A 13,001-nucleotide genomic window follows, 5' to 3' on the forward strand; every position below is an offset into this window, starting at 1 on the left:
CGTTCAGTTTTACTTGCGCTGATTCTCAAGCGATACCTCTTCGAACCATGGTCAGCGCACGCGTTTGGGCGCTACGAGCCGACAGGACTGCTGCGCATGCGATACGCCCCGCCCGGCCTCTGCGTGAACGACTTCGCCCTGCTCCGCGAGGACGACGGCACCTACACGGTGCTGCATCTCCAGGGCCCCTGGACCGCCGAGTTCGACCATCTGCGGATGGAGACGTCCTACGGGCGGGCCACCTCGGTCGACCTGGTCGGCTGGCGGCCCGAGGGCACCGCCTTCGGCAACGGTCTGCCCGGCCGCTTCGACCAGCAGGCGGTGTGGACGATGCACCCCGTCCGCCACGGCTCCGGCAGCGCGATGTTCTACACCGGGGTGAGCGGACTGACCCCGGAGGGCTGGCCCCTGCAGTCCGTCGGCCTCGCCCACTCCGACCGTACGGACGGCACGGGCTGGCGGCGCCACGGCACCGGACCGGTCGTGGAGGCCGACGCCCGCTGGTACCGCACCGGCGACCGCATGGGTTGGCGCGACCCGTTCGTGGTCCCCGACGACGAGGGCGACGGCTGGGTCATGGTGATCTGCGCGAGCGACGCCTCGCTCCCCGTGGAGGTCAGCGGCTGCGTGGCCCTCGCCACCTCGCCGGACCTGGAGCACTGGACGGTCCACCCGCCGCTGATCTCCCCCGGGGACGTGGACGAGTTGGAGTGCCCCGTCCTGGAGCGCCTCGACGACGGCACCTTGCTCCTCCTGGGCTCGATCGGCGCGACGCGCGGGTTCGACGCGTGGACGGCCCCCCGTCTGCGCGGCCCCTGGACGCGGCACGGCCAACTGGGCCCCACGGGGGCGTACGCCCCCCGCGTCATCCGCGACCCCGACGGCTCCCGCGTCGTGCTGCACACGACACCGCGCCGGGTCGGCCTCACCGACGCCGGTGCCACCTGCCGGGGCATGCTCGCCCAGCCCAAGTCCCTGGTGGTCGGAGCGGATTCGGCCCCGCACCTGGCCTGGTGGCCGGGCCTCGACGCCTGGCTCGGCGACCCGACGACCGACCCGGCTCTCCACGCGGTCGGCGACATCGCCCTCGGCGGCCGCCCCGTCGAGGTCGCCCTGCGCACCGACGCGGCCGACCCCGCCCGCCCCGCCCTCACCGTCACCTGCGACGGCAAGAACCTCCACGTCACGGGCCCGGCCGGCACCCCGTTCGCCGAGACGGTCCTCCCGGAACCCCCCACGTCACTGCGCATCCTGACGGTCGGCGAATACGTCGAGGTCTACGCGGACGGCGTCTTCGCCCTGACCGCCCTCTGCTACTCCGGCCGCCCCGCCCCCTGGACGGTCACCTCCGACGACCACACGGCCCCCGTCCCCGTCCGCCCCCTCCGCCTCCCGGACCCCGACCGCGACGACGCGTCGGCGGTCTGGCCCGGCCCCGCCCCGACCACCTGACTCCGGCCGGCCGAACGGCCCGTACGGCCCCCGAACACAACCGCACCCGGCCCGTCACACCGCCGTGCGAGACGGCGGTATACGGACCGGGTGCGGACGAGAGAGGCCGGGTCAGGCCTTCTTGGTCTCCCAGAAGATCTTGTCGATCTGGGCGATGTAGTCGAGCGCCTTCTGGCCCGTCGCCGGGTCGGTCGAGCCCTTGGCGGCCGAGAGGGCCTTGAGGGTGTCGTTGACCAGCTGGTGCAGCTCCGGGTACTTCTCGAAGTGCGGGGGCTTGAAGTAGTCGCTCCAGAGGACCGACACATGGTGCTTGGCGAGCTCGGCGCGCTGCTCCTTGATGACGGTCGCGCGAGCCTGGAAGTGCGGGTCGTCGTTGGCGGCCATCTTCTCCTGCACGGCCTTCACCGACTCCGCCTCGATGCGGGCCTGGGCCGGGTCGTACACGCCGCAGGGCAGGTCGCAGTGGGCGCTGACCTTGACCTTGGGGGCAAACAGGCGGGAAAGCATGGAGCATTCCTTCCTCGTGATCGTCTTCTCAGGTGGGACATTACTCCCTACGAGAGAGGTTTTCGCGAGTGCCCCCATGGGCTTAGGACAAAAGTCCGGGGTCAGACTGGGACTGGTGGAGGAACGGACCGGGGAGGTGCCGGGGATGCCGGAGCTGTCGCAGGAGAGCGAGCGGGGCAGGGCCCTCCTGCCCTTCGGGGTGGCCGAGGTCACAGGGCCCTCCATGGTTCCCACGCTGCGCCACGGGGACCAGCTGCTCGTCCACTACGGGGCACGCCTGGGGGTCGGTGACGTCCTCGTGCTGCGTCACCCCTTCCAGCAGGATCTGCTCGTCGTGAAACGGATCGCCGAGCGGCGCGACGGCGGTTGGTGGGTGCTCGGGGACAACGCGTACGCGGGCGGGGACAGTACGGACTACGGGGTCGTCCCCGACGAACTGGTGCTGGGGAAGGTGCGGTTCCGGTACCGGCCCAGGCCGGAGGGTCAGCGTTCGCCGTTCGCGCTCGCCCGCTGGGCGTTCTCGGCGGCCAGGCCGGTGTTCGGCGACCGGTCCGCCTCCAGGCGTTTGCGGGCCCGGTAGGCCGCCACGTTGGCGCGGGTCGCGCAGCGGTCCGAGCAGTAGCGCCGGGAGCGGTTGGTGGAGGTGTCGAGGTAGGCGTTGCGGCAGGGCGCCGCCTCGCACAGGCCGAGCCGGTCCACGCCGTACTCGGTGAGGTGGAAGGCCAGGCCCATCGCGGCGATGGCGGCGTAGCCCGCCGTCGCGTTGGACGGGTGGTCCGCCAGGTGCATGTGCCACAGCGGACGGCCGTCGTCGTCCCGGAAGTCGTGCCCCGAGATCTGCGGGCTCACCGGGAATTCGAGGAGCAGCGAGTTCAGCAGGTCCACGGCGAGCGTCTCGTCGCCGTCGTTCGCCGCCTCGAAGACCGAGCGCAGCCGGGCTCGCACCGACCGGAACCGGGTGACGTCGGCGTCCGTCGCCCGCCGCGCCGCCTGCCGGCTGGGCCCGAAGAGATCGCGGACGGCCTCGACCGAGGTGAGCGTGTCCTTGCCCCGGGCCGGCTCCTCGGTGTTGACGAGGCGTACGGCGTAGTCCGAGTAATGGGCCAGTTCCACTTGTAGTCCTTACGGGGGCGCTCTAATGTCGTGGTGCGGGTCAAGTAATGGCTGCTCGTGCTTACAGGGTATTACGTATGTGCCGGAAGAAGCGGTACAAGCGGTGCACCGAGGAAGGGGACCTCATGACCACCACGGCCGGAACCGACTGGCAGGCCTGGCAGGAGAGCTGGGACCGGCAGCAGGAGCTGTATCTGCCGGACCGTGAGGAGCGGTTCCGGGTGATGCTCGACATGGTCGAGGCCTTCACCGGACCCGAGCCCCGCGTCCTCGACCTCGCCTGCGGTACGGGTTCCATCACGTCCAGGCTGTTCGCGCGGTTCCCGAAGGCCGTCAGCACCGGCGTCGACCTCGACCCGGCCCTCCTCGCCATCGCCGAGGGCACGTTCGAGGGCGACCGGCGGGTCACCTTCGTCACCGCCGACCTCACCGACCCCGACTGGCCGACCCGGCTGCCGTACGACTCGTACGACGCCGTCCTGACGGCGACAGCCCTGCACTGGCTGCACAGCGAACCCCTCGCCGCCCTCTACGGTCAGGTCGCGGAACTCCTCCGCGACGGCGGTGTCTTCATGAACGCGGACCACATGATCGACGAGACGACGCCCCGGATCAACGCGGCGGAGCGCGCGCACCGGCACGCGGGTATGGAACAAGCCAAGGCGGACGGTGTCGTCGACTGGGCCGCATGGTGGCAGCTCGCCGCCCAGGACCCCGTGCTCGCCGCGCCGACGGCCCGCCGTTTCGAGATCTACGGCGAACACGCCGACGGCGACTTCCACAGCGTCGACTGGCACGCCCGGGTCCTGCGCGAGCAGGGCTTCGCCGAGGCCCGCGCGGTGTGGTGCTCGCCCGCCGACTCGATGGTGCTGGCGGTGAAGTAGACCGCGGTGTCGGCGGTGGCGGGGGCCGCCGGGCGTGACGACCGGGCCCGCGGCGCGGCTCGTGACCCACGAGCCCGTGACACGAGTGAGGGCGGTACGGGATGTCCGTACCGCCCTTCGTCCGCGTTGCGCGTCTCGTCCGCCCGTGCGTTCCGGGCCGGTCAGAGGACCTTGGACAGGAACGACTGCGTCCGCTCCTCCTGCGGGTTCGTCAGCACGTCACGGGGGTTGCCGGACTCGACCACCACGCCCCCGTCCATGAAGACCAGGCTGTCGCCGACCTCGCGGGCGAAGCCCATCTCGTGGGTGACGACGACCATCGTCATCCCGGACTCGGCCAGGTCGCGCATGACGTCGAGGACGTCACCCACCAGCTCCGGGTCGAGCGCCGAGGTCGGCTCGTCGAAGAGCATCAGCTTCGGCTCCATGGCCAGGGCCCGGGCGATGGCCACCCGCTGCTGCTGGCCGCCGGAGAGCTGCGAGGGGTAGTTGCCCGCCTTGTCGCCGAGGCCGACGCGCTCCAGCAGCTCATGGGCGCGCTCACGGGCCTGGGCCCTGCTGACGCCCTTGACCTGGACCGGCGCCTCCATGACGTTCTCCGCGGCCGTCATGTGCGGGAACAGGTTGAAGCGCTGGAACACCATGCCGATGTCACGCCGCTTGAGCGCGACCTCGCTGTCCTTGAGCTCGTACAGCTTGTCGCCCTTCTGGCGGTAGCCGACCAGCTCGCCGTCGACGTACAGCCGTCCGGCGTTGATCTTCTCGAGGTGGTTGATGCACCTGAGGAAGGTCGACTTGCCGGAGCCGGAGGGACCGATGAGGCAGAACACCTCGCCCGTCCGCACCTCCAGATCGATGCCCTTGAGGACCTCGACGAGGCCGAACGACTTGTGGATGCCCTCGGCCTTCACCATGGCGGTCATGCCGAGACTCCCTTCGGACGGCGCAGCGGCAGCAGGGCCGTCTTGAAACGCTGCATCGGTGTAGGCGGCAGGGACCGGGAGGACCCCTTCGCGTAGTGCCGCTCCAGGTAGTACTGCCCGACGCTGAAGATGCTGGTCAGGATCAGGTACCAGGCGGCGGCGAGGAACAGCATCTCCACCGTGGACCCCGAACCCTGTCCGATGTCCTGGGCCGCCTTGAGCAGATCCACGTACTGCACCGTCGAGACGAGCGACGTGGTCTTCAGCATGTTGATGACCTCGTTGCCCGTGGGCGGCACGATCACGCGCATCGCCTGCGGGATCACGATCCGCCGCAGCGTCTTGGCGTGGCTCATGCCGAGGGCGTGCGACGCCTCGGTCTGACCCTCGTCCACCGACAGCAGACCGGCGCGGCAGATCTCCGCCATGTACGCGGCCTCGTTGAGACCGAGGCCGAGCAGCGCCGTCAGCAGCGGCGTCATGAAGGACGACCAGTAGTCCTTGTAGATCGGCCCGAGGTTGATGTACTCGAAGACCAGGCCCAGGTTGAACCAGACGAAGAGCTGGACCAGGACCGGCGTGCCGCGGAAGAACCAGATGTAGAACCACGCCACCGACGAGGTCACCGGGTTCTTGGACAGCCGCATCACGGCGAGCAGGATGCCGCCGACGATGCCGATCACCATGGACAGAACGGTGAGCAGCAGGGTGTTGAGGACGCCTTCGATGATGCGGTCGTCGAAGAAGTAGTCGGGGACCGCTCCCCAGTTGATCTTCTTGGCCTGCGCGAACGCGTAGACGATCGAACCGAGGAGGGCGAGTGCGATGGCCGCGGACACATAGCGCCCCGGGTGCCGGACCGGAACGGCCTTGAGGGCCTCCGGGCCGGCGGGGGGCGTGTCCGAGGGACCGTCCGTCTTGCTGACGTCAACAGTCACGGGTGGAGCCTTTCAGAACCGAGCCGAGGATCAGGAGCGCTGTGATCAGGAGCCGCCGTTGATCTTGGCCTCGGTGACGGCGCCGTCCTCGACGCCCCACTTCTTGATGATCTTCTCGTACTCGCCGTTGTCGATGATCGCCTGGACGGCGGCCTGGAGCGCGTCACGCAGCTCGGTGTTGTCCTTCGCCACGGCGATGCCGTAGGGGCCGGCCTCGACCTGGTCGCCCACGATCTGGAAGTAGTCGCCGCCGCCCGAGGTCTTCACCGAGTACGCGGCCACCGGGTAGTCGGCGGAGACGACGTCCGCGCCCTTGGAGCGCATGCGGGTCTCGGCCTCGGGGTTGGTGGCGAAGTCCTCGATCTTGAGCGCCTTCTTCTTGTCGTCCTTGCACTTCTTCGCCTGATCCTTGGCGAGGTCGTGCGAGAACGTGTTGCGCTGCACGGCGATCGTCTTGCCGCACAGGTCGTCCCAGGTCTTGATCCCCTGGTCGTCGCCCTTGTTGGTGTAGAGCGAGACACCCGCGGTGAAGTAGTCGACGAAGTCGACGCCGGCGCCGACCTTCTTGCCGGTGTCGGCGTCGATGCCCTCCTGGCGGTCCTTGGTGTCGGTCATGGCCGACATCGCGATGTCGTACCGCTTGGCGGCCAGACCACCGATGAGGGTGTCGAAGGTGGCGTTCTGGAACTTGAAGTCCACACCGAGCTGCTTGCCCATCGCCGCGGCGATGTCGAGGTCGATGCCGACGACCTTGCCCGACTCGTCCTTGTACTCGACCGGGGCGTACGCGATGTCCGAACCGACGTTGATCACGCCCTTGTCCCGCACGGACGCGGGGAGCTTGTCCGCCAGCGGCGCCGCGCTGGTGGAGGCGCTCTCGGAGCCGTTGTCCTTCTTGGTCTGGTCACCGCAGCCGGTGAGCAGCAGGGCGCCCGCGACCGCGATCGCTCCGACCGCGGCTGTACGGGAACGCAGGCCGGTCGTACGACAGGTGGTGCTTGCGGTCATGGTGGGTTCCTCCGGCGGGGGTGGTGTGGAGTTGCCGACAGGTCGACGATTAACACGCGTCTTCGAGTGTGGCGACCTCGTGTGATTACGGCATCTTGCCATTCGGGCATGTGCAATCAGATGACCAGCCATGTCAAAATCGGATAACGGGTGACCCCCGAATGACCTACGAACCGCCGCGGACCAGGTGATCACACCGGACCTTGTGCGGGATTCCCCTCTTCCGACCGGAAGATCTTCGGTGCATCTCAGGATGCGGTCGGCTGCGAACTCCGCACACGTGGCTGTACTGGACTTGTCGTGATGTGACCCGACTTGTCCCGCCATCCGTCGATGAGTCGAACCAACCATGATCGTCTTCAAATGACCTTCGAGTTGTGACCTTCGAGGTATGAAGACCTATGGACTCGTCCTCGGCGCCGTCCGTCCGGTAAGAAGGTTCCTTACACCCCTCATCCGGGGCCCAGGGCGCGTGTGCGGCGCGCCCGTCGCGTCTGAGCCCGCAGGCGTCACCGTACGTACCGGTGACCTGGGACTTACGCGGTGCCCGCCCGCCTCCGAACCGGGAGCGGTCACCCTCAAACCATGCAGACCTAAGGGGTACAACAAAGTGGCAGCGGAGATTGTCAATCCTCGCACCGACAACGGCGACGGAAGTACGGGCCAGGAAGGCGGCGGGGAGCCCCTCAATTCCCTCGACTCCTTCGACCCCGCCTTCGCCTTGCACCGCGGCGGCAAGATGGCCGTGCAGGCCACCGTGCCGATCCGGGACAAGGACGACCTGTCCCTCGCCTACACGCCCGGGGTCGCGCGGGTGTGCACCGCCATCGCCGAGCAGCCGGACCTGGTCAACGACTACACCTGGAAGTCCTCGGTCGTCGCCGTCGTGACGGACGGTACGGCGGTCCTCGGCCTCGGTGACATCGGCCCCGAGGCCTCCCTCCCCGTGATGGAGGGCAAGGCGATCCTGTTCAAGCAGTTCGGCGGCGTCGACGCGGTGCCGATCGCGCTCGCCTGCACGGACGTCGACGAGATCGTCGAGACCGTGGTCCGCCTCGCTCCCTCGTTCGGCGGTGTGAACCTGGAGGACATCTCCGCGCCCCGCTGCTTCGAGATCGAGAAGCGGCTCCAGGAGCGCCTGGACATCCCGGTCTTCCACGACGACCAGCACGGTACGGCGGTCGTGACGCTGGCGGCCCTGCGCAACGCCGCCCGGCTGACCGGCCGTGGGCTCGGCGATCTGCGCGCCGTGATCTCGGGTGCGGGCGCGGCGGGCGTGGCCATCGCCAAGATGCTGCTGGAGGCCGGCCTCGGCGACGTCGCGGTCGCCGACCGCAAGGGCATCGTCTCCGTGGACCGGGAGGACCTCACCCCGGTCAAGCGGGAACTCGCCGAACTCACCAACCGGGCCGGGCTGTCGGGCTCCCTGGAGGACGCCCTCGCGGGCGCGGACGTCTTCATCGGCGTCTCCGGCGGTACGGTCCCGGAGGAGGCGGTGGCCTCGATGGCGGAGAATGCGTTCGTCTTCGCCATGGCCAACCCCAACCCCGAGGTGCACCCGGACGTCGCCCACAAGTACGCGGCGGTCGTCGCGACCGGGCGCTCCGACTACCCGAACCAGATCAACAACGTCCTCGCCTTCCCGGGGATCTTCGCGGGGGCCCTTCAGGTGCGGGCCTCCCGGATCACCGAGGGGATGAAGATCGCGGCGGCCGAGGCGCTGGCGTCGGTCGTCGGTGACGATCTCGCGGCGGACTACGTCATTCCGTCGCCGTTCGACGAGCGGGTCGCCCCGGCGGTGACCGCGGCGGTCGCGGCGGCGGCTCGGGCGGAAGGGGTGGCTCGGCGCTGAGCTGAGCCTCTTGGGGGCGGTGGGGGCGTTTTCTTCGCCCCACCGCCCCTTACCCGTCCCACGCAGAGGGGGCTGTGCCCCTGCTGCGTCAGGTGCGCGTCCGGTGGGGGCTGGTCGCGCCGTTCCCCGCGGCCCCGAAAGGCAGGGGCTGCGCCCTGTGCTGTCACTCGCCGCGCAACCCGGTGTCCCCCGCTCCGGGCGGAAGTTCGGGCGACGGGACGCGTGTCACAGCGTTGCCCGGTTCCATCGCCCCCCGCATCGCCCTATGGTCAGGCGCATGTTCGCTGCCTACGCCGCCCGCATCGACCGTGACCAACCGCTCAACGGACTGGAGTTGGGCGACCGGCCCGCGCCGGAATCGAGGCCGGGCTGGACGACCGTGAAGGTGAAGGCCGCCTCGCTGAACCACCATGACCTGTGGTCCCTGCGCGGGGTCGGCCTCGCGGAGGACAAGCTGCCCATGATCCTCGGCTGCGACGCCGCCGGTGTCGACGAGGACGGCAACGAGGTCGTCCTGCACTCGGTGATCGGCCAGACGGGCCACGGTGTCGGCCCGGACGAACCCCGCTCGATCCTCACCGAGCGCTACCAGGGCACCTTTGCCGAACTGGTCTCCGTCCCCACCTGGAACGTCCTCCCCAAGCCCGCCGAACTCTCCTTCGAAGAGGCCGCCTGCCTGCCCACCGCCTGGCTGACGGCGTACCGCATGCTCTTCACCAACGCCGGTGTACGCCCCGGCGACTCCGTCCTCGTCCAGGGCGCCGGCGGCGGTGTGGCCACCGCCGCGATCGTGCTCGGCAAGGCGGCGGGCCTGCGGGTCTTCGCCACCAGCCGGGACGAGGCCAAGCGCAAGCGGGCCCTGGAGCTCGGTGCCGTGGAGGCGCTGGAGTCGGGGGCACGGCTCCCGCAGCGTGTCGACGCGGTCATCGAGACCGTCGGCGCCGCCACCTGGTCCCACTCGGTGAAGTCCCTGCGCCCCGGCGGCAGCCTCGTCATCTCGGGCGCCACCAGCGGCGACCGCCCCTCCCACGCCGAACTGACCCGTATCTTCTTCCTCGAACTCAAGGTCGTCGGTTCCACCATGGGGACCAAGGACGAGCTGGAGGACCTCCTCTCCTTCTGCGCCGCGACCGGTGTCCGTCCCGTCATCGACGAGGTGCTGCCCCTGGACCGCGCCCGTGAGGGCTTCGAACGCCTGGCGGCCGGCGACCAGTTCGGCAAGATCGTGCTCACCAACCCCTGACGGTTCCTTCTTCATCACGGCCGGCCCGGATCTCCGGGCCGGCCGTTGTCATGTCAACCAGGGTTGACGTCTTGGGTCATGTCAACGTAAGTTGACGGCATGACCGAAGCAACGGATCTCGCCGAGCGCGCGGGCGACCGAGACCCCCGGATCGGGCTGCGGGCCGTCGCCGCACTGCGGAGGCTGCTGGAGCAGTTGGAGTCGGTGCAGGTGCGCAGCGCGCGCAATCAGGGCTGGTCGTGGCAGGAGATCGCCGCGGAACTCGGCGTCAGCAGGCAGGCCGTCCACAAGAAGTACGGGAGGCATTGATGTTCGAGCGCTTCACGAAGGATGCCCGGGCCGTGGTCCTGGGCGCGGTCCAGCATGCCGAACGCGCCCGTGCGGGGGAGGTGACCGAGGAGCATCTGCTCCTCTCGCTGCTGGACAGGGAGGCCAGCCGTGCCTCCTTCGCCCTGGGCGCGCTCGGGCTCGCCGAGCGTGAACGCCGCGACTCCGTCGAGCGGGCACTCGCCGAGGCCCGACGCCGTGGTGGCCTCTCCCGGGCGGACACGGACGCCCTCTCCGGTCTCGGCATCGACCTCTCGGAGATCGTCTCCCGCGTCGAAGAGGCCCACGGGGCAGGAGCGTTGGACTCGGGCGGGGAGGGCCGACGGCGGCGCCGGTCGTCGGGGCGTCGTCCCTTCACCCGCGATGCCAAGGACGTCCTCACCCGCTCCCTGCGCACCGCCCACGCCCATCGTGACCGCCACATCGGCGACGAGCACCTCCTCCTCGCCCTCACCACCCGCCCCGGGGTCCCGGCCGAGGTCCTCGCGGACCACGGGGTGACGTACGAGGCGCTGGAGCGGGTTCTCTACGGGGTGGGGGAGGCCGAGGCGGGCTGAGCGCGACGGACGTGAGGTGCTCCGCGGCGGGTTCTCCGGGCGTCGCGGGGTTCATCCCTTGGGTGCTCGCAGTATCGCCCCGATGTGCGCCGCCGCTGTCGACAGATGGCGGCGGGCGTCACGGAGCTGGTCCTCTGTCACCCCGTGGTCGCGGGCCGCGTCGCGGATGTCGTCGCGGAAGCGGTCCAGGAGGCGGTCGAGGTCCCGGGACGGATCGCCGGTGGGCGTCTCGTGCACCCAGGCGGGCTCGTAGCCGGCCGGGAAGTCCTCGGGAGTGGTCGAGTACTCCGGCACCCCGCCGGTGGTGGTCCCGGTCCCCGCGCTGCCCGCTGCGCCGGCCGCTCCCGAGCCGGGCTCCGCACCCGTCCGTCCGAAGCCGAAGTCCTTGCCGAACTCCTTTCCGAAGTCCTTCCCGAACTCGCCGAACTCCTTCCCGAACTCGCCGAACTCCTTGGCCAGCTCGGTCAGGCCCTCGCGTACCCCCGTCGGCCAGTCGCCCCGCGTGAAGTGGTCCTGCACGTGGTCCTGGACCCGCTGGGCGATGCGCTGCAACTCCTCCTGGGCCTGGGTGCGGGCGTGCTCCTGAGCCTCCTTGGCCTGGCGGCGGGCGCGCTGGGCCTCCTCCCGGGCCCGGCGGCTCTCGTCCTTCGCGCGGCGGGCCTGCTCCTTCCACTCCTGCTTGACGCGGCGCATCTCCTCCTTCGCCGCCCGCCAGGACTCGTTGTCGGCGTACTCCTCGGACTCCCCGGGCGGAGCACCTTCCCCGCCGCCCCTGCGGGCCTCGGAGGCCGCCGCCCGCATCTCACGGCGCAGGTCGCCCGCCGCGCCCCGGACGTCGGCCCGGATCTCGGCGGCCAGCTCCGCGACCGACTCACGGATCTCCAGCTCCAGGTCGGCCAACTCTCCACTGCGGTCGGCCAGTTCGGCCCGGCCCGCGTCGGTGATCGCGTACACCTTGCGGCCGCCCTCGGTGGTGTGGGTGACCAGGCCCTCGGCCTCCAGCTTGGCCAGGCGGGGGTAGACGGTGCCGGCCGAGGGCGCGTACAGGCCCTGGAAGCGTTCCTCCAGCAGTCGGATCACCTCGTAGCCGTGGCGCGGCGCCTCGTCGAGCAGCTTCAGCAGATACAGCCGCAGGCGGCCGTGGGCGAAGACGGGAGGCATGTCAGAGCACCTTCTTGTCGGTCGTGCGAGAGGTCGTGCCGTCGGTCGCGTCAGCGGCCGTGCCGTCCGTCTCGGGGGCGTCGAGGTCGTCCCACGGCTCCTCCTCCGCCGGTGGCCTGCGGAGGAGGGCGATGGACCCGGAGACCGTCGTGGCCTTGAGGCGGCCGTTGCCCGTGCCGAGGCGGCCGGTGACCTTGTGGGCGCCCCAGGGGCCGCTGACGCGGAGGTCGTCGAAGGCGTTGGAGATGGTGCCGCTTGCCGTGTTGGCCTCCACCTCGGCGTCGGCGGGGTGGGGGAGGCGGATGGCGATCTCGCCGGAGACGCTGGTGAGGCCGATGTCGGTGGGGCCGCCGGTGGAGTCGAGGTCGAGGATGATGGCGCCGCTCACCGAGTCGGCCTTCACGGTGGGGCAGGAGCCCTCTATGACGGTCAGGTCCCCGGAGACGGAACTGAGCCGTAGATCGCCCGTGAGTGCCTGCGCCTCCACGCTCCCCGAGACCGTCGTGGCGCGCACCGGCCCCGACAGGCCGACCAGCGTGGTGTCGCCCGAGACGCCCTTCACCTCCGTACGCCCGCCCAGCCCGGACACGACGGCCGTGGCACCCACCACGCCCACCTCGACCCGGGTGCCCGTCGGGACGGCGAGCGACACCAGGACGTTGCGACGCCGGCCCTTGCGATCGAGCCACTTCAGAAAGCCCGCCCAGGGCAGGTCGTCGTAGGCCACGGTCAGTGTGCCGTCCTTCTGTGTCACCGTCAGCGGAGGGCCCTCGACGTCGGCCACCTCCAGACGGGCGGAACCCTCGTCGGTGCCCATGACGTTCACCGTTCCGTTGACGACGCGCACCCGCAGTGCCGTCACCGGCTCGTCGAACGTGAGCTTTCGCGGCTCGGCGACGGACCACTCGGACATGGTGCTGACCTCCTCGGCAGACCCGGACACGACAGAACACACCAGACGCGCACTATCGCGTCTCCCATAATTCACGATATATCGCGGTCGAGGAAAGTCAAGACACCCGTTCTGGTGATCCCG

Annotated in this window: 14 protein-coding genes; 7 read left to right on the forward strand and 7 right to left on the reverse strand. The window is 70.0% G+C overall.

Annotated features, from left to right (window positions below; translation table 11 throughout):
- The first annotated feature begins 96 nt into the window (after window positions 1-96).
- The gene (locus tag RM704_RS03955; RefSeq protein WP_033525409.1) at window positions 97-1,452 is read left to right on the forward strand and encodes a glycoside hydrolase family protein; all 1,356 of its coding nucleotides are present in this window, start codon (window positions 97-99) and stop codon (window positions 1,450-1,452) included.
- Between the two features lie 111 nt (window positions 1,453-1,563).
- On the opposite strand, the gene sodN is transcribed toward RM704_RS03955, so the two are convergent.
- On the reverse strand, window positions 1,564-1,959 hold the full coding sequence (gene sodN / locus RM704_RS03960; RefSeq protein WP_031140564.1) for a superoxide dismutase, Ni: 396 nt from the start codon (window positions 1,957-1,959) through the stop codon (window positions 1,564-1,566).
- A 145-nt stretch (window positions 1,960-2,104) separates the two neighbouring features.
- Between sodN and sodX the strand changes: the two genes are divergently transcribed.
- Window positions 2,105-2,539: a nickel-type superoxide dismutase maturation protease gene (gene sodX / locus RM704_RS03965; protein WP_078936961.1), complete on the forward strand. Its 435-nt coding sequence runs from the start codon at window positions 2,105-2,107 to the stop codon at window positions 2,537-2,539.
- Here sodX and RM704_RS03970 read toward each other — a convergent pair.
- Window positions 2,443-3,072, reverse strand: coding sequence for a CGNR zinc finger domain-containing protein (locus RM704_RS03970; RefSeq protein ID WP_033525407.1), 630 nt, complete (start codon window positions 3,070-3,072; stop codon window positions 2,443-2,445). The genes sodX and RM704_RS03970 overlap by 97 nt on opposite strands.
- Window positions 3,073-3,197: 125 nt before the next feature.
- On the opposite strand from RM704_RS03970, the gene RM704_RS03975 reads away from it, so the two are divergent.
- The gene (locus tag RM704_RS03975; RefSeq protein WP_033525557.1) at window positions 3,198-3,956 is read left to right on the forward strand and encodes a class I SAM-dependent methyltransferase; all 759 of its coding nucleotides are present in this window, start codon (window positions 3,198-3,200) and stop codon (window positions 3,954-3,956) included.
- Between the two features lie 161 nt (window positions 3,957-4,117).
- Here the strand turns inward: RM704_RS03975 and RM704_RS03980 are convergent, their stop codons facing one another.
- Genes RM704_RS03980 through RM704_RS03990 form a run of 3 tightly spaced genes read right to left on the reverse strand, consistent with a single transcriptional unit; the run spans window position 4,118 to window position 6,825 of the window.
- Window positions 4,118-4,879, reverse strand: coding sequence for an amino acid ABC transporter ATP-binding protein (locus tag RM704_RS03980; RefSeq protein WP_033525406.1), 762 nt, complete (start codon window positions 4,877-4,879; stop codon window positions 4,118-4,120).
- Window positions 4,876-5,817, reverse strand: coding sequence for an amino acid ABC transporter permease (locus RM704_RS03985; RefSeq protein ID WP_033525405.1), 942 nt, complete (start codon window positions 5,815-5,817; stop codon window positions 4,876-4,878). Before RM704_RS03985 ends, RM704_RS03980 begins: the two co-directional genes overlap by 4 nt.
- A 45-nt stretch (window positions 5,818-5,862) precedes the next feature.
- Window positions 5,863-6,825 (reverse strand): ABC transporter substrate-binding protein, encoded by a 963-nt coding sequence (locus RM704_RS03990; protein WP_033525404.1) that lies wholly within the window; start codon window positions 6,823-6,825, stop codon window positions 5,863-5,865.
- 610 nt (window positions 6,826-7,435) lie between these two features.
- Here RM704_RS03990 and RM704_RS03995 point away from each other — a divergent pair.
- From RM704_RS03995 to RM704_RS04010, 4 genes are all read left to right on the forward strand, one after another.
- A complete protein-coding gene (locus RM704_RS03995) occupies window positions 7,436-8,677 on the forward strand; it encodes an NAD(P)-dependent malic enzyme (protein WP_033525403.1) in 1,242 nt (413 codons plus the stop codon).
- A 277-nt stretch (window positions 8,678-8,954) separates the two neighbouring features.
- Complete coding sequence (locus tag RM704_RS04000; protein WP_033525402.1) at window positions 8,955-9,920, forward strand: zinc-binding dehydrogenase; 966 nt, start codon at window positions 8,955-8,957, stop codon at window positions 9,918-9,920.
- 99 nt (window positions 9,921-10,019) lie between these two features.
- A complete protein-coding gene (locus tag RM704_RS04005) occupies window positions 10,020-10,229 on the forward strand; it encodes a helix-turn-helix domain-containing protein (protein ID WP_033525401.1) in 210 nt (69 codons plus the stop codon).
- Window positions 10,229-10,804 (forward strand): Clp protease N-terminal domain-containing protein, encoded by a 576-nt coding sequence (locus RM704_RS04010; RefSeq protein ID WP_033525400.1) that lies wholly within the window; start codon window positions 10,229-10,231, stop codon window positions 10,802-10,804. Before RM704_RS04005 ends, RM704_RS04010 begins: the two co-directional genes overlap by 1 nt.
- Window positions 10,805-10,855: 51 nt before the next feature.
- Here the strand turns inward: RM704_RS04010 and RM704_RS04015 are convergent, their stop codons facing one another.
- Window positions 10,856-11,965, reverse strand: coding sequence for a PadR family transcriptional regulator (locus RM704_RS04015; protein WP_033525399.1), 1,110 nt, complete (start codon window positions 11,963-11,965; stop codon window positions 10,856-10,858).
- A gap of 1 nt (window position 11,966) precedes the next feature.
- Window positions 11,967-12,878: a DUF4097 family beta strand repeat-containing protein gene (locus tag RM704_RS04020; RefSeq protein WP_052145837.1), complete on the reverse strand. Its 912-nt coding sequence runs from the start codon at window positions 12,876-12,878 to the stop codon at window positions 11,967-11,969.
- Window positions 12,879-13,001 lie beyond the last annotated feature (123 nt).

It is taken from the genome of Streptomyces gottesmaniae, from assembly GCF_031845845.1.
Lineage (GTDB): Bacteria > Actinomycetota > Actinomycetes > Streptomycetales > Streptomycetaceae > Streptomyces > Streptomyces akebiae.